General features: G+C 40.0%; 24 protein-coding genes. 23 read left to right on the top strand and 1 reads right to left on the bottom strand.

From position 1 onward, the window contains the following. Positions 1-169 precede the first annotated feature (169 nt). The 15 genes from ACY9Z2_RS01475 (at position 170) to ACY9Z2_RS01405 (ending at position 15507) form a co-directional block, all read left to right on the top strand. Positions 170-535, top strand: a complete 366-nt coding sequence (locus ACY9Z2_RS01475; protein ID WP_463607822.1) for a response regulator — start codon at positions 170-172, stop codon at positions 533-535. Positions 536-652: 117 nt separating this feature from the next. Then, positions 653-1516 (top strand): class II fructose-1,6-bisphosphate aldolase, encoded by an 864-nt coding sequence (fba, locus tag ACY9Z2_RS01470; RefSeq protein WP_463607821.1) that lies wholly within the window; start codon positions 653-655, stop codon positions 1514-1516. Between the two features lie 315 nt (positions 1517-1831). Beyond that, positions 1832-2467 (top strand): fructose-6-phosphate aldolase, encoded by a 636-nt coding sequence (fsa, locus tag ACY9Z2_RS01465; RefSeq protein WP_463607820.1) that lies wholly within the window; start codon positions 1832-1834, stop codon positions 2465-2467. Positions 2468-2741: 274 nt separating this feature from the next. Beyond that, positions 2742-4028: a UDP-N-acetylglucosamine 1-carboxyvinyltransferase gene (gene murA / locus ACY9Z2_RS01460; protein WP_463607819.1), complete on the top strand. Its 1287-nt coding sequence runs from the start codon at positions 2742-2744 to the stop codon at positions 4026-4028. 283 nt (positions 4029-4311) lie between these two features. Further along, positions 4312-5280, top strand: a complete 969-nt coding sequence (gene glpX / locus ACY9Z2_RS01455; RefSeq protein WP_463607818.1) for a class II fructose-bisphosphatase — start codon at positions 4312-4314, stop codon at positions 5278-5280. A 405-nt stretch (positions 5281-5685) separates the two neighbouring features. Then, positions 5686-6966 carry a transcription termination factor Rho gene (gene rho / locus ACY9Z2_RS01450; RefSeq protein WP_463607817.1) on the top strand — a complete coding sequence of 427 codons (1281 nt, stop codon included), beginning with the start codon at positions 5686-5688 and terminating at the stop codon, positions 6964-6966. Positions 6967-7124: 158 nt separating this feature from the next. After that, complete coding sequence (locus ACY9Z2_RS01445; protein WP_463607816.1) at positions 7125-7370, top strand: type B 50S ribosomal protein L31; 246 nt, start codon at positions 7125-7127, stop codon at positions 7368-7370. Between the two features lie 538 nt (positions 7371-7908). Continuing rightward, the gene (locus ACY9Z2_RS01440; protein ID WP_463607815.1) at positions 7909-8529 is read left to right on the top strand and encodes a thymidine kinase; all 621 of its coding nucleotides are present in this window, start codon (positions 7909-7911) and stop codon (positions 8527-8529) included. 94 nt (positions 8530-8623) lie between these two features. Next, positions 8624-10195, top strand: coding sequence for an FMN-binding glutamate synthase family protein (locus ACY9Z2_RS01435; protein ID WP_463607814.1), 1572 nt, complete (start codon positions 8624-8626; stop codon positions 10193-10195). A gap of 415 nt (positions 10196-10610) precedes the next feature. Further along, on the top strand, positions 10611-10871 hold the full coding sequence (locus tag ACY9Z2_RS01430; protein WP_463607813.1) for a hypothetical protein: 261 nt from the start codon (positions 10611-10613) through the stop codon (positions 10869-10871). 210 nt (positions 10872-11081) lie between these two features. Beyond that, complete coding sequence (gene prfA, locus ACY9Z2_RS01425) at positions 11082-12152, top strand: peptide chain release factor 1 (RefSeq protein ID WP_463607812.1); 1071 nt, start codon at positions 11082-11084, stop codon at positions 12150-12152. A gap of 1 nt (position 12153) precedes the next feature. After that, a complete protein-coding gene (gene prmC, locus ACY9Z2_RS01420) occupies positions 12154-12993 on the top strand; it encodes a peptide chain release factor N(5)-glutamine methyltransferase (RefSeq protein ID WP_463607811.1) in 840 nt (279 codons plus the stop codon). A 260-nt stretch (positions 12994-13253) separates the two neighbouring features. Then, positions 13254-13856, top strand: a complete 603-nt coding sequence (spoIIR, locus tag ACY9Z2_RS01415; protein WP_463607810.1) for a stage II sporulation protein R — start codon at positions 13254-13256, stop codon at positions 13854-13856. A 53-nt stretch (positions 13857-13909) separates the two neighbouring features. Further along, positions 13910-14314: a GNAT family N-acetyltransferase gene (locus ACY9Z2_RS01410; protein WP_463607809.1), complete on the top strand. Its 405-nt coding sequence runs from the start codon at positions 13910-13912 to the stop codon at positions 14312-14314. Positions 14315-14478: 164 nt separating this feature from the next. After that, entirely contained in the window at positions 14479-15507 is a 1029-nt protein-coding gene (locus ACY9Z2_RS01405; protein WP_463607808.1) for an L-threonylcarbamoyladenylate synthase, read from the top strand. 59 nt (positions 15508-15566) lie between these two features. Here the strand turns inward: ACY9Z2_RS01405 and ACY9Z2_RS01400 are convergent, their stop codons facing one another. After that, entirely contained in the window at positions 15567-15962 is a 396-nt protein-coding gene (locus tag ACY9Z2_RS01400) for a hypothetical protein (protein ID WP_463607807.1), read from the bottom strand. Positions 15963-16208: 246 nt separating this feature from the next. Here ACY9Z2_RS01400 and ACY9Z2_RS01395 point away from each other — a divergent pair, with 246 nt between their 5' ends. The 8 genes from ACY9Z2_RS01395 (at position 16209) to ACY9Z2_RS01360 (ending at position 24800) form a co-directional block, all read left to right on the top strand. Next, positions 16209-16763, top strand: coding sequence for a manganese efflux pump MntP (locus tag ACY9Z2_RS01395; protein WP_463607806.1), 555 nt, complete (start codon positions 16209-16211; stop codon positions 16761-16763). 102 nt (positions 16764-16865) lie between these two features. Continuing rightward, positions 16866-17471, top strand: coding sequence for a low molecular weight protein arginine phosphatase (locus ACY9Z2_RS01390; protein ID WP_463607805.1), 606 nt, complete (start codon positions 16866-16868; stop codon positions 17469-17471). A 54-nt stretch (positions 17472-17525) separates the two neighbouring features. Beyond that, positions 17526-17966, top strand: coding sequence for a ribose 5-phosphate isomerase B (gene rpiB, locus ACY9Z2_RS01385; protein ID WP_463607804.1), 441 nt, complete (start codon positions 17526-17528; stop codon positions 17964-17966). Positions 17967-17997: 31 nt separating this feature from the next. After that, positions 17998-18573, top strand: coding sequence for a TIGR01440 family protein (locus ACY9Z2_RS01380; protein ID WP_463607803.1), 576 nt, complete (start codon positions 17998-18000; stop codon positions 18571-18573). Between the two features lie 62 nt (positions 18574-18635). Further along, a complete protein-coding gene (gene glyA / locus ACY9Z2_RS01375; RefSeq protein WP_463607802.1) occupies positions 18636-19871 on the top strand; it encodes a serine hydroxymethyltransferase in 1236 nt (411 codons plus the stop codon). Positions 19872-20313: 442 nt separating this feature from the next. After that, positions 20314-20943 (top strand): uracil phosphoribosyltransferase, encoded by a 630-nt coding sequence (gene upp / locus ACY9Z2_RS01370; protein ID WP_463607801.1) that lies wholly within the window; start codon positions 20314-20316, stop codon positions 20941-20943. Positions 20944-20960: 17 nt separating this feature from the next. Further along, positions 20961-22079, top strand: a complete 1119-nt coding sequence (gene wecB, locus ACY9Z2_RS01365) for a non-hydrolyzing UDP-N-acetylglucosamine 2-epimerase (protein WP_463607800.1) — start codon at positions 20961-20963, stop codon at positions 22077-22079. 534 nt (positions 22080-22613) lie between these two features. Next, entirely contained in the window at positions 22614-24800 is a 2187-nt protein-coding gene (locus ACY9Z2_RS01360; RefSeq protein ID WP_463607799.1) for a S8 family serine peptidase, read from the top strand. The last annotated feature ends 263 nt before the right edge of the window (positions 24801-25063 follow it).

The raw sequence follows: 25063 nt of genomic DNA, 5'->3' as shown, positions 1-25063 counted from the left end.
AACAAAAAAACCCGCATTTTAGATGCGGGTTTTTGTCAAATAATGCTGTCGATAAAAATAACCCTTGATTTTTAAGCGGAAAAGCAGGAATAATTGTATAATAGAGAGAAAATTGATGGTAATAGGGACATAGTTTAAAAGAGAATGAGGGAAGGTTAAGGGTATACAGATGAAAAAGCATATTTTAGTTGTAGATGATCAACCTGGTATTCGTTTTTTACTAGATGAGGTGTTCACAAATGAAGGGTATCAAGTAACAACAGCTACTACCGGAAAAGAAGCTTTAGATCATGTTCATACTTCTACATTTGACTTAATTATGTTGGATTACAAGCTGCCGATCATAGATGGCGTGAGTGTGCTGCATCAATTAATAAGTGAAAATAGGATGGTTCCTGCGATATTAATGAGTGGACTTGCAGAAGAGCTTATGAAAGAAAGTGAATCGTGTTCTTTGATCAAGCATATTCTGGCAAAACCATTTAATATTATGGAAGTATGCACAATTGTAAAAGATATTATAGAAACGGACTAATAAGCATTTTATCAGGTGAGTATCGCTCACCACTACATATTCCACAATTGTTGCGACTTGATACGCTAATTGGTATTCTTATATTAAGTGAACGACCCATCTAGAGGAGGATAATTGATGCCATTAGTTTCAATGAAAGAAATGCTCGAAAAAGGAAAAGAAAATGGTTATGCTGTAGGGCAATTTAATTTAAATAATATGGAATATGCACAAGCGATTCTACAAGCTGCTGAAGAAGAGAAATCGCCAGTAATCTTGGGAGTCTCTGAAGGTGCAGGGAGATATATGGGAGGATTCAAGGTTGTCGTAGCAATGGTTAAGGCTTTAATGGAAGAATACGGAACAACCGTACCAGTTGCTATTCATCTTGATCACGGCTCAAGCTTTCAAAAATGCGCGGAAGCGATCCATGCAGGGTTTACTTCCGTTATGATCGATGCATCTAGTCTTCCATTAGATGATAATATTGCAGTTACGAAGAAAGTAGTAGAACTTGCACATATTCACGGTATTTCAGTTGAGGCAGAGCTAGGTCGTGTTGGTGGACAAGAAGATGACGTTATTGTTGAGGATGCAGAAGCGGCATACGCAATCCCAGCAGAATGCGAACGCCTTGTAAAGGAAACAAACGTTGATTGCTTTGCACCAGCATTAGGCTCCGTACATGGACCATACAAAGGTGAACCTAACTTAGGATTCGATCGTATGGAAGAGGTTATGAACCTAACGAACGTTCCACTTGTTTTACATGGAGGAACTGGTATTCCAACGAAAGATATTAAGCGTGCTATCTCACTTGGATCAGCTAAAATTAATGTGAATACGGAAAACCAAATCGCACAAGCGAAAAAGGTTCGTGAAATTTTAGCAGAACAACCAGAACAATATGATCCAAGAAAATACTTAGGGCCAAGCCGTGACGCAATTAAAGAAACAGTTATCGGTAAAATGCGCGAATTCGAATCATCGAATCAAGCGTAAGTAAGAAAAGCGGAGGCGACTGGTCAGAAGCGGACGCAACTGCAGAATTTATCGGACACACGATCCGTTATTTTTGAAAAACAGGCCATTTTTCTGAGTTATAGGACACCAGGTTCCTTATTTAGGGAAAAACGCTACAAATCAACCATAAAATTACCAAATAAGGAATCGTAAGTCCGATAAACCCCAAAATAACGCTATTTTTGCGAAATAGCGGATCCTGTGTCCGCTAACTTGTAACTAGCTAAAACAGCTAATAAAGAAGTGAATGCTTTTTTAAATAACGGCATCGTATGAAAGTGAGGACATAATGTTATGAAATTTTTTATTGATACAGCGAACATTGAGGAAATACGTTCTGCAAATGCACTAGGAATTCTGGCTGGAGTAACAACAAACCCTAGCTTAGTTGCAAAAGAGGACATATCGTTTCATGATCGACTTAAAGAAATTACAGAAGAAGTTTCTGGGTCAGTAAGCGCAGAAGTAATTGCTGAAGATGCTGAAGGTATGATTGAAGAAGGAAAAGAGTTAGCAGCAATTGCCCCAAATATTACAGTAAAGGTTCCGATGACATTAGAAGGACTTAAAGCTGTAAAAGCGTTCAGTGACTTAAATATTAAAACGAATGTAACGTTAATTTTTAATGCTAACCAAGCATTACTAGCAGCTCGTGCAGGTGCTTCCTATGTTTCACCGTTTTTAGGACGTCTTGATGACATTGGACATGATGGAATGGACTTGATTGCAACAATCGCTGGAATTTTTGACCGTCATGGAATTGATACGGAAATCATTGCGGCATCAATTAGACATCCATTACATGTAAGTGACGCAGCATTAAATGGTGCACACATTGCTACGATTCCATATAAAGTTCTTTCCCAATTAGTTAAACATCCACTAACAGATCAAGGCATTGAAAAGTTTTTGGCAGATTGGAATAAGTAATTAGAAAAGCGAAGGCGACTGGTTAGCGGCGTACAAATAGATAGGCAGGTGAAAAGTAGGGTGATCTTTCCCTACGTTCCCTGACTACCTATTTGCTAGACGCTAGGAGCCATAGCTAGCCCAAAGAAAAGCGAAGGCGACTGGTTAGAAGCGGTGATAGATTTCTTTTCCAATAAATAGGAATGAAATTGGAAAAATTGTACAACCTAAGATCAACAAATCTACTTGAGTGTTCAAAGATAATTTGAGCAGCCTCGAAAAGAGGGGTATTTACATGCAAAAAATGTTAGTTGAAGGCGGAAATCTTTTAAAAGGAAAAGTTCGAGTTAGCGGGGCGAAAAATAGTGCTGTTGCATTGTTACCTGCTGCCATCTTAGCTGATTCAAACGTAACAATTGAGGGGTTACCAGAAATCTCTGACGTTTATACCCTTGGTGATTTACTTGAAGAAATCGGTGGGAAGGTTGAATGGGATGGGCAAAATGTTCATATTGATCCCGAACACATGATTTCGATGCCGTTGCCAAATGGTAAAGTTAAAAAGTTACGCGCATCCTATTATTTCATGGGCGCGATGCTTGGAAAATTCAAGCAGGCTGTCATCGGCTTACCAGGTGGTTGTCATTTAGGTCCTAGACCAATTGATCAACACATTAAAGGCTTTGAAGCACTTGGTGCAGAAGTAACGAATGAACAGGGAGCAATTTATATTCGTGCAAAGGAACTAGTCGGAGCGCGAATCTATCTGGACGTTTCCAGTGTTGGTGCAACGATCAATATTATGCTTGCAGCAGTTAAAGCAAAAGGAAAAACAGTTATTGAAAATGCGGCAAAAGAGCCGGAAATCATTGATGTTGCAACGTTATTAACCAACATGGGTGCTAAGATCAAAGGTGTTGGTACCGATGTTATTCGTATCGAGGGTGTGCCAACATTACACGGATGTACGCATACAATCATTCCTGATCGAATCGAGGCAGGTACGTATGCAATCGCGGCAGCGGCAGCAGGTGAAGAGGTCATCATCGATAACGTTATTCCGCAGCATTTGGAATCTGTTTTGGCAAAACTTCGCGAAATGGGAGTTACTGTAGAAGAAAGTGATGAGCAACTATTAATTGCAACACGTGGCCCATTAAAAAGTGTTGATATAAAAACGCTTGTATACCCTGGGTTCCCAACTGATTTACAGCAACCGTTTACAACGTTGTTAACAAAAGCAGTCAATACAGGTGTTGTAACCGATACCATATATTCTGCCCGCCTGAAGCATATTGATGAATTGCGAAGAATGAATGCAATCATTAAAGTAGAAGGTGGATCAGCGATTGTATCAGGTCCAGTCCAATTGGAAGGTGCGCGGGTTAAAGCATCCGACTTACGGGCTGGAGCTGCGTTGATTATTGCAGGCTTAATGGCCAACGGAATTACCGAAATTACCGGTCTAGAACACATTGACCGAGGCTATGAAAAAATTACCGACAAATTAATCAGCCTTGGAGCAAAAGTATGGCGTGAAGAAATGTCTGATCATGAAGTAGAACAATTTCAGAATTCATAAGAACTTATCCCTGACTTCCTGTCAGGGAAATGTTCATGTAGTAAAGAAAAGCGAAGGCGACTGGTCAGAAGTGGACGCGTAAGCAAAGAACCGTAAAACGCTGGGTCTTGAGGAAGTTCGACTAAGACCGCCACATCCTGTGGCACATCGAACTACCCCACGTCCTGTGGGGCAGAAGTGTTCATTGCTTATGACGGCAGCTTCTAGGAGCCGCAGTTGGACATTTTTTTGCTTACACAGTTTGATCTTTTAAAATACATAATAAAAGGGAGAGAATTCAATCATGGAAAGAAGCTTGACCATGGAAATAGTTCGCGTAACGGAGGCTGCAGCATTGTCCTCAGCTCGTTGGATGGGAAGAGGAAAAAAGGACGAAGCTGATGATGCAGCAACTTCTGCGATGCGTGATGTTTTTGATACAATCCCGATGCAAGGTACGGTTGTTATTGGAGAAGGTGAAATGGACGAGGCACCAATGCTTTATATTGGTGAAAAACTAGGTACGGGCACTGGTCCTAAAGTAGATGTAGCTGTTGACCCACTAGAAGGAACAAATATTGTTGCTCAAGGAACATGGAATGCACTTGCTGTAATTGCAATTGCTGATGACAATACACTATTACATGCGCCAGATATGTATATGGAGAAGCTTGCGGTTGGACCGGATGCAGTTGGCAAAGTAAGTATTAATTATTCTGTTAAGAAAAATTTAGAAATCGTTGCTGAAGCTAAAGGAAAAGATATTGAAGACGTGGTTGCTACAATTCTAGACCGTCCACGCCACCAAAAAATTATTGATGAAATTCGTGACGCTGGAGCACGAATTAAATTAATCTCTGATGGTGACGTTGCTGCTGCAATGAATACTGCTTTTGACGATACAGGTGTTGATATTTTATTTGGAATTGGTGGAGCTCCTGAAGGTGTATTAGCTGCTGTTGCATTAAAATGCCTTGGTGGAGAACTTCAAGGAAAATTAATTCCATCCAACGATGAGGAACGTAAACGTTGCGAGAAAATGGGCATAAAAGATTTTGATAAAGTCTTAACAATGCGTGACTTCTGTGGTGGCGATGATGCAATTTTCGCTGCAACCGGAGTAACGGATGGTGAGTTGTTAAAAGGTGTACAATTTAAAGGCACTAAAGCAACAACGCAAACCGTGGTAATGCGAGCTAAAAGTGGTACAGTACGTTTCATCGATGGTGAGCATAGCCTGCAAAAGAAACCAAATCTTGTAATGGAACCATAACAACATACTTGACATAGGAAGCCATAAAACGTGGCTTCCTTCTCTATTAAACATAACTTCTTAAAAATCGACAAAAAATAGAGTTGAATCTTACTAGCGAAACAGGTAATATTGTAGATGTTTAATAATAGTAAAGAATGGTTACGATATAAAGAAACTCCTACACTTGCTTCCGACAAATGCTTCCTATCTTCATGAACTTGCCTTCATAATAGAAGAGGAAAAATCTCATCAAAACTTATGATCCACTGTTCCAAAGATACAGTGATATCAGTATAAGTACAACTAAGGCTTTCGTCATAATAGCTTTGTGATTAGCCAAGTTTTTTAAAGTCGGTTAATTTATAGATTATAAAATAGATAGTTTCTAAACAGAATGCAAAAATAAATAGGCGTGGTGATTTTATGGCAGAAGTATCAATTTCGCACTTAGAAACGTTAACATTAAAAGAGATTTACGCTTTGGCAAAAGAATATAAAGTCTCTTATTATGCGAAACTAACAAAACGTGAACTTATTTTTTCAATTTTAAAAGCACAAGCGGAAAAAGACGGCTATCTATTCATGAACGGAATTTTGGAAATAATTCCGTCTGAAGGCTTCGGATTTTTACGCCCAATTAATTATTCTCCAAGTGCAGAGGACATTTACATTTCTGCATCACAAATTCGTCGTTTTGATTTACGTAATGGCGATCGTGTATCGGGAAAGGTTCGTCCTCCTAAGGAAAATGAACGCTATTATGGACTTTTACACGTAGATGCGGTTAATGGTGATGACCCAGAAAGCGCGAAAGAACGTGTGCATTTTCCAGCCTTAACTGCACTTTATCCTGATCGATTGATGAAGCTAGAGTTGGAAACAAATAAATTATCAACACGAATCATCGACATGATGACACCAGTTGGATTCGGACAGCGTGGATTAATCGTTGCCCCACCAAAAGCTGGTAAAACGATGTTATTAAAAGAAATAGCAAATAGTATATCAAAGAATCATCCACAAGCAAAACTAATAATTTTACTAGTGGACGAGCGTCCAGAGGAAGTAACTGATATTGAACGTTCGGTACATCCAGATGTGGACGTCGTAAGTTCGACATTTGACGAAGTACCTGAAAGTCATATTAAAGTCTCTGAATTAGTTTTAGAGCGCGCTATGCGTTTAGTTGAGCATAAGCGTGATGTTATCGTTCTCATGGATAGTATTACAAGACTTGCGCGTGCTTACAACTTAGTTATTCCACCAAGTGGCCGAACACTTTCTGGTGGTATTGACCCTGCTGCATTCCACCGTCCAAAACGGTTCTTCGGTGCAGCACGAAATATCGAAGAAGGTGGAAGCTTTACAATATTAGCAACCGCACTTGTAGACACCGGATCACGGATGGATGATGTAATCTATGAAGAATTCAAGGGTACTGGAAATATGGAGCTACACTTAGACCGTAGTCTAGCAGAGCGCCGAATCTTTCCTGCAATTGATGTATTACGTTCAGGCACACGAAAAGAAGAGTTATTGGTACCTAAATCACATCTGGACAAAATATGGGCAATTCGCAAAACAATGCAAGATTCCCAAGGATTTATCGACCGATTCCTTCGTCGCCTAAAAAGTTCGAAGACTAATGATGAATTTTTCCAACAAATGGACGAAGAAATGACAAGAAAAGGTACAAAGCGCTAATCTAATAATTTTACCTATCATGTGCTAGTATCTTATTGCAATCAGCACTTGAGACTGGTATAATCTTTTTATGTGAGTTTCGATAAGGTAAAAACCTATGATGGCTCTTACAATAACTCTGTTTCTAAAGGACTCAGGGCAAAAAGGAGTGTAATGACATGAAAAAGGATATTCATCCGGAGTACAGAAAAGTAGTATTTCTTGATACAAGCTCAGACTTTAAGTTTCTAAGCGGATCAACTCAAAGCTCAGAGGAAACAATTGAGTGGGAAGACGGTAACTCGTATCCGTTAATCCGTGTAGAAATCAGCTCAGATTCACACCCATTCTACACAGGTAAACAAAAAGCTGACAAAGTCGGTGGCCGCGTAGACCGATTCAAGAAGAAATATAATATGAAATAAAAAGCGGAACGGGCCTGCTCAGCGACGAAAAGCATAGACAAGAGACCGTAGAGCACACGAACTTTTGTGCTCGGAGTGTCTATTGTTATGTCTCGAGTCGCTAGACCGTGCAGCTGGATTAATAAAAAGCGAAGGCGACTGGTTAGAAGCCTTCACTAGAGAATAATAGGAAGAACAGGCAAAGTGTCTATATTTTGCCTGTTTTTTACTTTTTCACCTTCATAATGTTACTCGTATCCTATTAAGCGGACACAGAAGCCGCTATTAGGTCCAAAAAGGTGAAATAGTTGAGGTAAGCGGACACAGGATCCGCTATTTTGCTCTTTATAGGGTGTTTTGCAACGATTTTTGCTGAATAAGGGATCTGGTGTCCGATAAATTGCAAAAACAAGTCAATTTATTAAAATAAGGGATTCTGAGTCCGATAAGTATGCAATCATCTGAGTAACCAAAAATAAGCTATAATTACCACTACATAATTCAACAATTAATGATAAAATAAAGATAATGTGAACTGTCAGTGAAAGGAGCTCTGCTCATGTATGTAATGAAGCAAAGTGGTTGGGTAGAAGTAATTTGCGGTAGTATGTTTTCTGGTAAATCTGAGGAATTAATCCGTCGGGTTCGCCGCGCTACTTATGGAAATTTATCTGTACGAGTTTTTAAACCAGCGATAGATAACCGTTATTCCGAGGATTCTGTTGTTTCACATAATGGCACCTCAACAATTGCAAGACCTGTGAGCAACTCGCAGGAAATTTTGGATAACATGGATGCGGATGTCGATGTGATAGGCATTGACGAGGTTCAATTTTTTGACGAAAGCATTGTTGATGTTGCGGACGAGCTTGCTAATAAAGGTATCCGTGTAATTATTGCAGGTCTTGATACCGATTTTCGCGGAGAACCGTTTGGGCCGATGCCAAAACTAATGGCATTAAGCGAATCAGTGACTAAACTAAATGCGATATGTCCAGTTTGCGGATCGCCAGCAAGTCGGACACAGCGTTTAATTAATGGAAAACCAGCATTGTATGACGATCCCATTATCATGGTCGGAGCATCCGAATCCTATGAGCCAAGATGCCGTCATCATCATGAAGTTCCAAATAAACCCAGTAATCCGATTTTAAAAACGTTAGCAAACATAGTGAAGTAAAGAGTGCCGTGTGCACTCTTTTTTTGTATAGATTTCGTTCAATGTAACATCCTAACCTTATCTGACAATCGATTATGGAAGGTAGGATGAAAGAATGAATATAGCTGACATCATGACGATAATTGGCTTTGTAGTAGTCGCAGTAATTGTAATTGTAGTAGTTATCATAGCTTGCTACTTGTTCTTTATAGACCGGACACAAGATCAGCATCCAGTGCTTCGAAATTATCCTGTGGTAGGTAGAGCTCGTTACTTTTTTGAAAAAATTGGCCCAGAGCTTCGCCAATATTTTTTCAACAATGATAATGAGGGTAAACCATTATCAAGAAGGGACTTCCAGCATATTGTTAAAAAGGCAAAATATAAGCGTGATGTAATAGGATTCGGTTCACAACGAGATTTCGAGGAGCCTGGTTACTATATACGAAATTCTATGTTTCCCAAACTAACAGAGGAACTTAAAATGGATCTACGAACAACGGTAACAACAGATCGTTACTTGTTAATAAAAGATCCCCTATTTACGGCACGAAAAGAAAAGATTGAAAAACATGAATCAGGTGCATATTTATTATCAGAAGAAGATGCGATTGTCATTGGTCCGAATACGAAATATCCATTTAAGGTGAGAGGACATATTGGAATGTCTGCAATGAGTTATGGATCGTTAGGAGATCGAGCAATTACAGCACTCTCTGAAGGTCTCGGCATTGCGAAAGGCACGTGGATGAACACGGGTGAAGGTGGATTATCTGAATACCACTTAAAAGGTGGTGTCGACATTATGATGCAGATTGGTCCAGGGTTATTCGGTGTGCGCGATCCAGAAGGGAATATTGACTGGGATGAATTGTTAGCCAAAAGCAAAATTCCAGAAGTTAAAGCATTCGAAGTAAAGTTAGCCCAAGGTGCTAAAACGCGTGGAGGTCATATCGATGCAGAAAAAGTTACCGAAGAAATTGCCAGAATCCGGAAAGTAGAACCGTTTAAAGCAATTGATAGTCCAAACAGATTCAAGGATTTTGCCGACATACCGTCCTTATTCGCCTTCATTAATAAAATTCGTGAACATACAGGTAAACCAGTAGGAATGAAAATTGTTATTGGTAGCATTCACGAAGCGGAAGAATTGGCTAAACACATACGCGATTTAGATCAAAGTCCTGACTTTATTACTGTTGACGGTGGTGAAGGTGGAACCGGTGCATCGTATCAAGAACTGACGGACACCGTCGGCCTGCCGATTAAATCTGCTTTACCATTGGTACATCGCGCATTGATAAAATACGGTGTGCGTGATCGTGTCAAACTAATCGCTTCGGGAAAATTATTTTCACCAGACAGAGTTGCAATCGCTCTCGGAATGGGAGCAGATTTGGTCAATATCGCACGTGCTTTCATGATAACAGTAGGTTGTATCCAAACATTAAAATGTGAATCCAATGTTTGTCCAGTCGGAGTTGCAACGACTGACCCAGAGCTACAGAGAGCACTTGTCATTGAAGAAAAAAAATGGCGGGTAGCGAACTACGTCATAACGATGCGAAAAGGGTTGTTCCGCGTAGCCGCAGCAACTGGGGTAGATTCCCCGACCAAGATTAAGGCGGAACATATCGTTTATAAGGATGAAAAAGGTACTGTTTTTCCAATTGAAGAAAAGATATGATGTATAGTCCCGAGCTGGGCGTGGCTCGGGATCGTTTATTTTGGATAGAAGCTGGACTGGTTAGAAAAGAAAAATCATCAGACTAAGCATGGTATAAACTAACGCATGCCAGAAAATAACTGACTCAAACAATAATACCGAACATGAGCAAAGAATAGCCGGAGTACGTATCAAAAATTTCCTGAAGCACAATAAATATTGAACTACCAATAAAAATACCGAATCCCCACCAATAACTTCATATCTATCTTCACCAACACTTTGACCTCCAACCGTTCGTATACTATAATTATTTAAAAGTGGCTTAAAACCCTAGTATTCATGTATGGTATTCGTTTAAACTAGCTTTTGATTTTTGTATGAGGTATACTATTAACATAACATGAGAACGAGTGTTCGAATGTGAGGCGAAACCATGTATAGTGCCTATAAGACCGAAATCCATGAACAACATGAACTTTTTGCCTATTTCGATGCGTTGTTCTGTCATGCGAAAAATATGTACAACACGACGAATTTTTACTATCGACAGGTGGTCACTGCCGAGCGAAACGGACATCGAATGATAATCAGAAATAAGTCATGGCTGATCATCCACCATCTTCGGTCGATGAATGTGATAAAACGGGCTATTTCGAGAAAAGGAAATCCAATTGCCCAAACGATGAATCATTAAATCTGGCAAATTAAGACGGAAAGAATTTCTTCTGTCACCAAAGCGAGTGCGAATCCAATAAGCAAAGCTGAAGGCTATATTGCCTGATGTGTAAGGGGGCTTGTGGTCGCCCCTCAGTCGGACAATGCAGGAAACTAACTGTATTCCACTGAAACCCCTAGATTTATCCATGGGGAGTATCATACTGTTAATGAGAAAGAGGTGGCCAGATTGTTAGAACGTTTACAATCATTAGAAGATCGATATGATAAATTAAATGAATTGTTAAGTGACCCAGAAGTAATTAATGACACAAATAAATTACGTGAGTATTCAAAAGAGCAGGCTGGGCTTGAGGATGTAGTTCAGGTTTATCGTGAATATAAAGAGGTTCGTGAACAATTAGACGATGCGAAAGTTATGCTTGAGGATAAGCTTGACGATGAAATGCACGAAATGGTTAAGCTTGAAATCTCCGAGCTGTCTGAGAAGCAGGAAGAATTGGAAGAAAAGATGAAAATTCTTCTATTACCGAAGGATCCAAACGACGATAAGAACGTTATTATGGAAATTCGCGGAGCAGCTGGTGGTGATGAAGCGGCGCTATTTGCTGGAGATCTGTATCGCATGTACAGCCGATATGCGGAAGTGCAGGGCTGGAAGACAGAAGTTATTGAGGCGAGCTCAACAGGTGTTGGCGGGTACAAAGAGATTATTTTCATGATTAATGGTAGTGGTGCATATTCCACGTTGAAATATGAGAATGGTGCACACCGCGTACAACGTGTTCCAGAGACAGAATCTGGTGGACGGATTCATACTTCAACTGCTACTGTCGCAGTTTTACCGGAAACGGAAGAAGTGGAAGTGGAGATCAACGACAATGACATTCGTGTTGATACGTTTGCCTCAAGTGGACCAGGTGGACAAAGTGTTAATACAACCATGTCTGCAGTTCGTCTAACACATGAGCCGACAGGTGTTGTTGTATCCTGTCAAGATGAAAAATCACAGATTAAAAATAAGGAAAAAGCGATGAAAGTTTTGCGTGCACGGATCTATGATAAATTCCAACGAGAAGCACAAGCTGAATACGATGAAACACGTAAATCAGCAGTTGGTACTGGTGATCGTTCAGAGCGCATTCGCACATACAATTTTCCACAAAACCGTGTAACTGATCACCGTATTAATTTAACGATTCAGAAGCTGGATCAAATTTTAACTGGAAAATTAGACGAGTTTGTTGATGCGTTACAAATGGAAGAACAAACGAAAAAACTAGAGCAAATCGGTGAATAACATGGAAAAACAATACGAAGTCCTTCAATGGGCTTCTCTTTTTTTAGAAAAACATAATAGAGAACCGCATGTCGCAGAAATTCTGCTTCAGCACTTTTTACAAACCTCACGTTCCGCATTTTTTGCCAACATGCGCGAAGCGGTTCCTGCAACCATTGTGGATAAGTTTAAACAGGCTGTTATGCTGCATGCGGAGACAGGAATTCCTATTCAACATATCACAGGTGTAGAAGCCTTTTATGGTCGAACGTTTAAGGTGAGTAAGGATGTGTTAATTCCTCGGCCAGAAACGGAAGAACTAATTGAGTATGTGCTGGAAAATACATCAGGAAAACCTCTGACAATTGTGGATATCGGAACAGGTAGCGGGATTATCGCGATAACGTTGGCATTAGAATTATCCAATGCAACCGTATATGCTACCGATATTTCGACAGATGCGCTTGCGGTGGCGAGATACAACGCTGATAAACTACTAGCCAATGTGACGTTTCTACAGGGTGATTTTTTACAACCAGTAATCGATCAAGCGATTCAACCAGACATCATCGTCTCTAATCCACCGTACATTGCTCGAACCGATGAACCGACTCTATCTGATACGGTAAAAAACTTTGACCCACATCTGGCACTCTTTGCCGAGGATAACGGACTTGCTGCGTATAAAAAAATTATCCACAGCATACCTGAAAGTGTAAAACAGGTGTTTTTTGAAATTGGTTTTGATCAGGGCGAAGCAGTTTCGCAGTTATTTAAAAATTACTACCCAAACGTGGAGGTCTCCGTTATAAAAGATATAAACGGTCACGATCGAATTGTTTCTGCAAGACTACAATGTTAAATGAATACTACCACACCAAAAATCGCGCGAAAGATACTTTTTCGCGCATTAATTAAACCAAATCACGCAACCCCCGTGTGAAATCGCGTACTGCCAACGTTGGTGCGCGATTTCGCATGGAGATTGCGCGAAATCGGACCACAACTGCGCGATTCAGAGCTACTCACGTGAGAATTTAAAATTTTTACTAGTTTACTAGTTTAAAATTTTTCTAGCCTGCCCATACTGTTATCAAACAAACAGTTAGGGAGGAAATAGTGATGAAGAAAGTTTTATTTATTGCAATTATATTTTTTATTATATTCTTATCAATGCCTCTACAAGGTGCGAGTAAATCTAGTGACGATAAAATGGGGTATCAAGTAATACCTGATGAAGCTATTCGATTACGAATTCTAGCAAATAGCAATAGTGATCGTGATCAAGAAGTAAAACGAGCAGTGCGAGATGCGGTGAACGCAAATATATCTAGATGGGTAAAAGATATTACAGATATTGATGAAGCGAGAAAGCTTATTCAAGCAAAACTTCCAAAAATAAAGTCAATCATCGCAGATACATTAGAAAAAGAAGGAGTACCACAAGTGTTCGAGGCGAAATACGGAAAGAACGTTACATTTCCGACCAAGCTATATGGTTCTTATATTTATCCAGCAGGTGAATATGAAGCAGTGTTAATTACGTTAGGTGATGGAGAGGGTGCGAATTGGTGGTGTGTTCTATTTCCACCACTATGCTTCTTAGATTTTGCAAACGGAACATCGGTTGCTAGTGTCAAAGCTAGTGAAAAAGAACCGACAGTAGAAAAGGAAGAAGAGGTCGAAAAAAAGTTTTTCTTATTCGAATGGTTAGGCCTGTCATAATGCAACTACCTCGCGCATAAGCTAGTTTTAATAGATTTAATGGAGAGGTGAAAATGATGGAACTAATTCTAGCAAAAGATGTGTCGCATGCGAGATTGGATCAATTTTTAGCAAATAACTTAGATGTGGATAAGTCGTTGCTTGTGGAAAAAGGATACGTTGTACAGATTGATGAACAAATTGAAGGGTGTTTTGTTGTCGATGAGATGGACAATGGTGTACATTGGCTAAAAAAATTACACGTAACAAAGCGCGCTGCACAAGGATTGCCCGTAATTATCGAGTCCATTCTAGCTATTGCAAAAGAAAATCAAGCAACATGCGTTTATGTGCACAGTCAACAGCCATTAGTGGATATTTTATTAGAATCGTTACAATTTCGTCCAGAAAAAAATTCTAGCACAGTAAATATACCTGTTCATGATACGGGAAATTGGTGGGCATACGACGTTTCCTAGTGGATAACGATAGATATACACATAAAGTTGTTAATAACAGGTGGGTAATCTGGGGATAAATTAAATGTTATGCACATTTTGTCCACAAAATGTGTGTGAAAGTCCTTGCTTTTGCGAAATATAGAATCATCGTCTAAAATGAGGGTAGAAATGAGGGAGCGACGATGGTTCATACTGTACGATGGAATTTACACGATAATGAAGCGATTAACAATAAAGAAATACAAGTAGCAGCAGAGTTCCTTAAAAGCGGAATGACTGTTGCTTTTCCTACTGAAACGGTTTATGGGTTAGGCGCAGACGCCACAAGTGAGGAAGCGGTTGAACAAATTTTTGTTGCTAAAGGACGACCAGCTGACAATCCATTAATTGCGCATGTTGCTTCAAAAAAGCAACTAATCGAACTTGTGGATAACCTAAACGAAACAGCGGAAAAACTGATTGATAGATTTTCCCCAGGTCCTATAACGTACGTGCTACCTAGCAATGAAACGTGTGCGAAAAATGTAACAGCTGGATTATCTACAATCGGTGTAAGGATCCCTGATCACCCAGTAGCATTGCAATTGTTAAGGGAAGCGAACATTCCAGTTGCAGCACCAAGTGCGAATATTTCTGGCAAACCTAGTCCTACTACGGCCGATCATGTGTGGACAGATTTAAACGAAAAAATTAACGGTTTAATTGATGGTGGTCCAACTGGGGTTGGTTTGGAATCTACCGTACTTGATTGTACCGGCAAAATTCCGATCATCCTTCGTCCGGGTGGCATTACAAAAGAACAGATTGAAGCAGTTATTGGAACGGTAATTGTAGATCCTGTATTAGCAGGAACAGAGGAAAAACCAAAAGCGCCAGGAATGAAATATACACACTACGCACCTGAAGCACCGTTATGGTTAGTTGATGGAGCTGTGGATAAAGTAAAACAGATCATCTCAGAGGAACAAAAAAACGGTAAAAAAGTTGGCTTGATGGCAAGTAATGAAACGGCGGACCAATTACAAGCAGATCAAGTTATTCGTCTCGGGTCACGAGATAACCTGATGGAGATTGCGATTAATCTCTACAAGGCATTGCGCAGGTTTAAGCAAGCTGATGTCGATTTGATCATTTGTGAGGCATTTCCAGAAAAGGACATTGGTCAAGCTATCATGAATCGATTGAAAAAGGCTGCCATGAAAACTGTATAGTTTCAATAAATAAAATAAGGAGAAGGCAAATCACGCCTTCTCCTAACTAATTTTTAATTTTAAAGAATGTCACTTAAGATACCTTCATCTGATTCCTCTTCATCATCAGATTCAAGGATATTATCAAGGTTTACATCAAGGCCAAGTCCTGCACCTAGATTGGCGCTAGTAGAATCCGCTTCATCTTCACTATCCACAGATCCTTCAATGCCTGTACCAACTTCTACACCAGTATTGCTTGTCCCTTCTTCGTCAAAGTCCAATACATCATCTAAATTTACATCCAAACCTAATGCTGAGCCAAAGTCAAAGCTTGAGGAATCTCCTTCACTTTCTATACTAGTATTGACATCTGCATTAGCATCGACTGTTTCCTCTGCTGATACTGTACCAGCTGTTGCGATCCCTAGCCCTAATGTTAAGGCTAATCCTGTTGTAGTGACTTTCTTAATCATGAAAAATTCCTCCTTTATATTATTATCTTTCACTAAGCTTACGTAACGGATCACCGACTTGGATCATCATTTTTTGAGATTGAGAATAAAGGCTCAATTGATGGTAGAAAAGTAGATCAAACCTAACAGGAATCGGTGCCTAATTCCTCAAAAAATTCGCTTTTAAAGCTCCCAACATGTACAAGCAATCATATCTCACCATGGACGAGCATACATTTTAGGAGTGAGTCTTGGGGGGATTGTCAAATGGTTCAGGAGCACGTTAGCGAATTAGTTTCATTGGTATTTATGGCATTTGCGTTAGGGATGGATGCATTCTCCGTTAGTTTAGGCATGGGAATGCAATTGATTCGTTTAAAACGTATCGCGTACATAGGAGTTGTAATTGGTATTTTCCATATGATTATGCCATTTATTGGAATTGTGCTAGGAAAGGCAATTTCAGGACAGGTTGGCGATGTAACTGTCGTTATCGGAAGTCTTTTATTGTTTGTTATTGGTGCACAAATGTTTTTCTCAGCATTTAATCATGAGGCACGGAAAATCATTCAACCAACCGGAATTGGACTTATTCTATTCGCATTAAGTGTGAGCCTTGACAGCTTCTCTGTTGGACTAAGTCTTGGGATGTCTGGTGTTAAGACGTTTATAGCGCTATTATTATTTGGTGGTGCTAGCATGGTACTCACTTGGATTGGGATGATTGTCGGAAAAAAAGTCCATGGTTTCCTTGGGGTTTACAGCGAAATGCTAGGTGGAAGTATTTTATGTGTGTTCGGTCTTTTATTACTTTTCCAATAGGTGATCAGCAGTAGAAGTTGTTCTTAACATTCAATTTTTCTTACATGAACGTTCCTTCTATGATATAGTTTGAGGTGAGCTATGTGATGGAGGTTTTGTTCAATGAACATTTTGTTTATTTGTACTGGAAATACGTGTCGTAGTCCAATGGCAGAAGCCTTAATCGTTCATAAATTACCGCATTCTACTGTACAGTCTGCGGGAATTTTTGCTGGAAAAAATCAGCGGGCAAATCAAACGGCAATTGAAGCGATGAAGCTAGAAGGGATTACGTTAGATCATGCATCACAGCCCGTAACGGAAAAGCTATTAAATTGGGCTGATTTAGTGCTAACGATGACTACGCAGCACAAGCAATCGCTTATTTTAGAGCATCCAAACTTTCAAGAAAAATATTATACATTAAAAGAATACGTATCTGAAACAGACAAAAAACAATGGCAAGAATTAAAATCGGCATATGCCGATTACCAAGAAAAACGTGCTAGATACATTCAAGCTAATCAGCACAAAATTGATCAAATGACATTGGAACGAAACCTGATGGAACACCTTCGTGAGGATTTACAAAAAATCCAACGACTGGAATCAAGCTTAATTAATTATGATATTTCGGATCCATTTGGTGGCGATTTATCTGTTTACCAAGCGACATTAAAAGAATTAGACACGTTTATTGATCAGCTAGTTAAAAAAATCGAAAAATAAACGAAAATGATGCATAATAGAAATATAGGATCAGTAGAAAAGGAGTGTGCAATCATGAAGGTAATTTTAACAGCAGATCATGCAGGAATGATCATTCGAAATGAAGTAATTGATCTTCTCAACGAATTAGGTATAGAGTATGAAGATACAGGCTGTGATTGTAAGAGTTCTGTTGACTATCCGGATTACGCATTACCCGCTGCAGAACGGGTAGCAAATGGAGAATTTGATCGCGGAATCTTTATATGTGGAACTGGAATCGGTATGTCGATTGCAGCAAATAAAGTAAAAGGCATTCGTTGCGCGCTCGTACATGATGTGTATAGTGCTAAATTAACGCGTCAACACAATGACTCAAATGTAATTGCAATGGGAGAGCGTGTCATTGGCCCAGGTCCAGCACGTGAAATTGCGAGAATTTGGCTTGAAACTGAATTTGACGGTGGCCGTCACGCTAATCGTATTGGAAAAGTTTCCGCATACGAAGAGAAGTAACAGCCATTATTCAAGGAACAGGTGATTGCAAATGACTGATCTACAAACACAGGTGAAAAACAACATGGATGCAATCGTCAACGAGTGGATATCCCGTGGTGATTTGCTTCCTAATGATTTTTTTGTAATCGGTTGCTCAACTAGTGAAGTCATAGGTGAGCATATTGGTACATCTGGAAGCGAGGATGTTGCTGCAACTATTTTTTCAAGCCTAAAAGATTTACAAAAATCAACAGGGGTGAACCTCGTTTTTCAGTGCTGCGAGCACTTAAATCGGGCACTTGTAATCGAACGACAAGCCTTTGATCCACGAATCCATGAAGAGGTGTCAGTTATTCCAGCACCACGGGCAGGTGGATCGATGGCTACGTATGCATTTAAACAAATGAACAATCCTGTCGTTGTAGAATCGATTCAAGCACACGCTGGTATAGATATTGGTGATACGATGATTGGCATGCACCTGAAGCACGTCGCAATTCCGCTTCGTTTTTCGCAAAAAATGATCGGACATGCCCGTGTAACTGGCGCGAAAACACGTCCAAAACTAGTTGGCGGAGAACGAGCAGTTTATGCAGATAAAATAGATAATAAAAGATGTACGTAAAAAACAATGCAGGCTGTCGCCATTCGTTTGGCGACAAGCCAAGTTTTAGGAGGAATACATAAATGGAACACGTAAAACAAAACGATACAGAATTATACGAAGCAATTCAGAACGAAAAAAAACGCCAGCATGACAAAATTGAACTAATCGCCTCAGAAAACTTTGTCTCAGAAGCGGTTATGGAAGCAATGGGATCGGTGTTGACGAATAAATACGCAGAAGGCTATCCAGGAAAGCGTTACTATGGCGGCTGTGAGCATGTCGATGTAGTTGAAAATCTAGCACGTGATCGCGCGAAGCAATTATTCGGTGCAGAGCACGCAAACGTTCAACCACACTCTGGTGCACAAGCAAATATGGCTGTATATTTCACTGTGCTTGAACCGGGCGATACAGTATTAGGCATGAACTTAAATCATGGCGGACACTTAACACATGGTAGCCCAGTTAACTTTAGTGGAACATTATATAATTTTGTTGATTATGGTGTGGAAAAAGATACCGAACAGCTTGACTATGATGTCGTGTTGAAAAAAGCTCAAGAAGTAAAACCGAAGCTAATCGTAGCGGGAGCAAGCGCATATTCTCGTCACATTGATTTTGCCAAATTCCGTGAAATTGCGGATGAAGTTGGAGCTTATTTAATGGTGGATATGGCACACATCGCCGGACTTGTTGCTACTGGCTTACATCAAAACCCAGTAGAGTACGCTGACTTTGTTACAACAACTACACACAAAACATTGCGTGGACCACGTGGCGGAATGATTCTTTGTAAAGAAGAATTCGCGAAAAAGATTGATAAATCGGTGTTCCCTGGGATGCAAGGTGGCCCATTGATGCACGTAATCGCGGCTAAAGCAACGTCATTCAAAGAAGCACTTTCCGATGACTTTAAAGAATACACGAAACAAATCATTGAAAATGCAAAAACATTAGGGGAAGCATTAACGAAAGAAGGCGTTCGTATCGTATCAGGTGGTACAGATAATCATCTATTACTACTTGACGTGAAAACACTTGGCCTTACCGGTAAAGTTGCAGAAAAAGTGCTCGACGATATCGGAATTACAACGAATAAAAATACCATTCCGTTTGATGTGGAAAGCCCATTTGTAACAAGCGGAGTTCGTATCGGAACTGCAGCAGTAACAACACGTGGATTTGGAAAAAATGAAATGGAAGAAATTGCATCAATTATTTCATTCACGTTGAAAAATCACGAAGACGAAGCGAAGCTAAAAGAAGCTGAAGAACGTGTTTACGCACTAACAAACAAGTATCCTTTATATGCATAATGATGAAGCGTCTCCTAAGGGGACGCTTTTTTGTGATCAGTTAGAGGAAATCCATGATAAGACAGAGATTGTCGAGTAGTATACAAGATAGGACGAGAGCACCGAATTTTATTTTCGGAGAAACTTATCGGACTCAAGATTCGTTATTTTGTAAAAAAAACGATATTTAGCTAGTTATCGGACACCAGGTACCTTATTGAACGAAAATCATACAGAAATCACCTTCAGATGGCAAATAACGAATCCTGTGTCCGCTAAACTCCAAAAAACAGGTGATATTGACCAAATAGCGAACCCTGTGTCCGCCACGGACCAACGCTTTTCCTTGGATGCGTAAAATTCGTAAACTGGCTCTTCGCATTTTTTGGCATTTACTTGAATCCCTGTCGTTTTTTCAGTACAATTTTAAAGATGCAAGAAATTTGAAGGAGTGATCAGCGAAATGGGAAAAGTACTTGTACTAGATCATCCGTTAATTCAACACAAATTAACGTACATACGAGATAAAAATACGGGAACAAAAGAGTTTAGAGAACTAGTTGATGAAGTAGCAATGTTAATGGCGTTTGAAATTACGCGCGATCTGCCATTATTAGATAAAACAATCGAGACGCCTGTGATGGAAGCAAACACAAAGGTTCTTGCAGGTAAAAAAATTGGCTTAATTCCAATCCTGCGCGCAGGTCTTGGGATGCTTGACGGAATGCTGAAGTTAATTCCAGCTGCACGAGTTGGCCATGTAGGTTTATACCGCGATCCGGAAACACTACAGCCAGTTGAATATTATGTAAAACTTCCTTCAGATATTGAAGAACGTGAATTAATTGTAATTGATCCAATGCTTGCAACTGGTGGATCAGCTTGTGATGCTATTCACGCCTTGAAAAAACGTGGCGCGAAGCAAATTCGCTTCATGTGTCTAATTGCTGCACCAGAAGGCGTAGAAAAATTGAAAGAAGAACATCCAGATGTTGATATTTACATTGCTGCACTTGATGAAAAATTGGACGAGCATGCATATATCATCCCTGGGCTTGGTGATGCTGGAGACCGCTTGTACGGTACTAAATAATTGGAGTGACAAATCAAATGAGCAGACCTATAAAGGTTATGACAATTTTTGGAACAAGACCGGAAGCAATCAAGATGGCACCGCTTGTTTTAGAACTAAAAAAACGTGAGCGTGAGTTCGAGCCAATTGTCACGGTTACCGCACAACACCGTGAAATGTTGGATCAGGTTCTAGAAATTTTTGATATTACACCAGATTATGATTTAGACATCATGAAACAACGTCAAACATTAGCACAAATTACGACTCGTGCGCTTGAAGGACTTGACGATGTTATGAAAAAAACACAGCCAGATATCGTGCTTGTTCATGGTGACACGACAACGACTTTTGCGGCTTCACTAGCAGCCTACTACAATCAAATTGCAGTTGGGCATGTGGAAGCGGGACTTCGGACGTGGAATAAATACTCTCCATATCCAGAGGAAATGAATCGTCAATTGACTGGTGTCATGGCAGATTTGCATTTTTCTCCTACAGAAAAATCAAAGCAGAATTTGCTGAACGAAAACAAAGCAGAAGATAAAATTTATGTAACAGGGAATACCGCAATTGATGCGCTGAAAACAACAGTTGATGCATCATATGAAAGTCCAATTCTTGATCAACTCGGAGACAAGCGTCTCGTTTTAATGACTGCACATCGTCGCGAAAACCTCGGTAGCAACATGGAGCAAATGTTCCGTGCAATCAAGCGACTAGTTGAAACACATGATGATGTTCAAGTTATTTACCCGGTGCATTTGAATCCAGTTGTTCAAGAGACCGCGGCAAAAATTCTTGGTGACGATGATCGAATTAAATTAATTGAACCACTTGGTGTAGTTGATTTTCACAATTTCGCATCACGTGCCCATTTAATTTTGACCGACTCCGGTGGCGTTCAAGAAGAGGCGCCATCACTTGGTGTGCCGGTGTTAGTGCTTCGGAATACAACCGAACGTCCAGAAGGAATCGACGCTGGAACATTGAAGCTTGCCGGTACGGACGAAGATACAATTTTCAATCTGGCAAACGAGCTTTTGTCGGATGACAAAGCACATGAAAAAATGGCAAAAGCTTCGAATCCATACGGAGATGGAAAAGCATCCGAACGTATTGCCGACGCGATTCTAGAATATTTTAACAAAGACTAGAAAGATATAGATAGAAATAGCATGCCAACCGTTTGGGTGGTGTGCTATTTTTTTATAACGTCAGAATGTATAAGTTATGGTAGACCTTATAAGAAAAACTTCGCCATTCGCTATTAAGGACGAGGCGAATGGCGAGTTTTTCTAAAAAATAAAATGCATGGTTAATGTTGACCTTAAGCATTTGCTTCAGTGTTATCATTCAAGTTTTATTGCTAGTAAAAGAAATTAGCGGACACCAGATACCTTATTCAAGCAAATTTGATGAAAATATGTATGTTCGCGGACACAGGATACCCTATTTAGTAAAAAAAGACTGATTTCATCCTGTTTCATCTAAATAAGGCATCCTGTGTCCTCTTAACCCATAAAACACGCCCGAAAAGTAAAAATAGAGGATTCTGTGTCCGCTACCAAGGCATTGACCTGCGCTATCACTCCCAGTAGTATGTCACTAAATAGGTGAAATCCCTCAGACTCCATGTATGTTTTCCCCTTATCCTTCTAAAACTATAATTTAGAAAGGGGACGACGACAATGCGAATAATCATCAACCTAACAATCATTGTACTACTAATCTTAACAACACAACCTATCCAGACCAAAGCGCTAGAAGACGATCAAGTTTCAATTATCATAGAGGTTGAAGGTGACCCCGAAAAGCGAGAGGAGTATTTTCATACATATTTTCCATACGTTGAAGTTGTGGAAACGTTCGATACACTTTTCAATGGATTGGCACTGAAGTCATCGCCACGGAACCTAACTGAAATGGGTTCACTTGATTTTGTAAAAGCAATCCACCCTGTTCGTAAGTACGAAGCAACCGATACATCGATTATCGAGCCAAATGCGTTACCAGCAGATGAGTCAATTATTACGCCAAACGACCTTAACGATACAAAATATACCGGGGACGACGTAAAGGTTGGGGTAATTGATACAGGTATCGATTACGACCATCCAGCACTCGGCATGAATTATGTTGATGGTTATGACCTGGTTGATCTTGATGATAACCCAATGGAAACACTACAAAAACAAGGGATTCCGACACTTCATGGCACACATGTTTCGGGAATAATTGGCGCGGACGGCGAATTCAAAGGTGTTGCTCCAGACGTCGAACTATATGCGTATCGTGCGCTCGGTCCCGGTGGAAGTGGTACATCGATTCAAGTAATTGCTGCGATGGAACAGGCAATTGACGATGGGGTTGATATTATCAATCTATCCCTCGGTAATACCGTAAACGGTCCAGACTTTCCGACAAGTGTTGCAGTTAACCGTGCTGTTGAGCTAGGAGTAGCAGTGGTAATTGCAAATGGAAATGCAGGTCCGGCTAAATGGACAGTTGGATCGCCAGCCACCGCGTCAAAAGCATTGTCAGTAGGGGCGTCAACCTATCCTAAAAAAGTTCCATACTTATATGAATCGCTAGAAGACAAGGCTATACCGATTAACGAGATGGTTGGGGCACCTTCTTGGGACTTTACAAGAGATTACCCGATTGCATCGATTACCGAAAATAACCTCCGTGGAAAAATTGCTATCGTACAACGCGGGAAAGACATACCATTTTACGTAAATGCAAAAGAAGCTCAAGAAAAAGGTGCAGAAGCGGTGATTATTTACAACAACGAGAAAGGAAGTTTCAATGGTTCCGTCGCAAACCCTGAGAATCCCATCCAAATTCCTACTGCTTCTGTTTCAAAAAAAGCAGGTAATTGGATTATCAATCATATGCAGCATAACGGTCTCTACTTAGAAACGAAATACAAGGAAATTCCGAAAACAATCGCATCGTTTAGTTCACGTGGCCCTGTTACAGTAAACTGGGACATTAAGCCAGAAGTAGTGGCTCCTGGTGCCAACATATTAAGCACAGTGCCGTCCGGATTCGCTGTTTTACAAGGAACGAGCATGGCAGCACCACATGTTGCGGGAGCACTAGCATTAGTAAAAGAGGCACATCCAGACTGGACAGTAGAACAGCTGACGAATGCATTGAAAACGACCGCCCAGCCTTTGTACGGAGAAAACGGTGAAATCCTAGCTCCAATTGTCCAAGGGATGGGATTGATACAGCCAAGCGCAGCAATTCAAACGAATACCATTTTGCATGAGCCATTGCTTTCGTTTGGAAAAATTGACGAGCATAAAGTAAAGAAAACAGTAGAATTGACGGTTGAAAATACGACAGATAATGTGCAAACCTATTACTTTGATATACCAAACCAACAACAAGGGCTAAGGTGGCATCTACCGCAGGAATTTAAGGTTGAAGCAAATAGTAAAAAGACAATAAAAGTAGCCCTTGACGTTACATCCAATCGATTACCAAAAGGTATCCATCAAGGCTATCTCACATTAAACAGTGAGTCGGCGGACTACCAGTTGCCGTATTTGTTTTTAAATCAAACAGGTGATTATCAAAAAGCGATGGGTCTTGAGTTCTCGCTCAAACCGTTTTCTGATGACACGTATATGTATCGCTTGTATGTGACTGACGAAGTAGAACACATTACGGTTGAGCTATATAATCCAGACACGCTTGTTCACAAGAAAACACTATTTAAAATTGATGATCCCGTAGTGGGAATGAATGAAGGATTTTTAGATGAAAAAGAAGTAGCCATTTCAGGGAAATTTAAAGTGGTTGTATCGCTGAAATTGAGTGATGGAAGCTATGACAGCTATGTAACCGAGATGATGTTACAGTAATAGGTAACATCGTTCACAAAACCGTCACGCAATTGCTAACAATTATCCTTTATACTATTGGTAGAGTGTTATGGGGAAGTGTATATGCGCACATAAATTTGTCGAAATACACTTCCTTACGTGTGAATAAATTGCCTATTTTTACTATATGTATTTTATCTCACAAACTAATTGACAACACTCTACCGCTATTGTACACTTGCCTAGTGTGGAATGATAAGGTTTTCATTATACTGCAATAATTATGTTTTTCTGTCGTTTTG

This window comes from Virgibacillus sp. GM2-2 (assembly GCF_055329585.1).
This window is presented reverse-complemented; position numbering and strand designations above follow the sequence as displayed.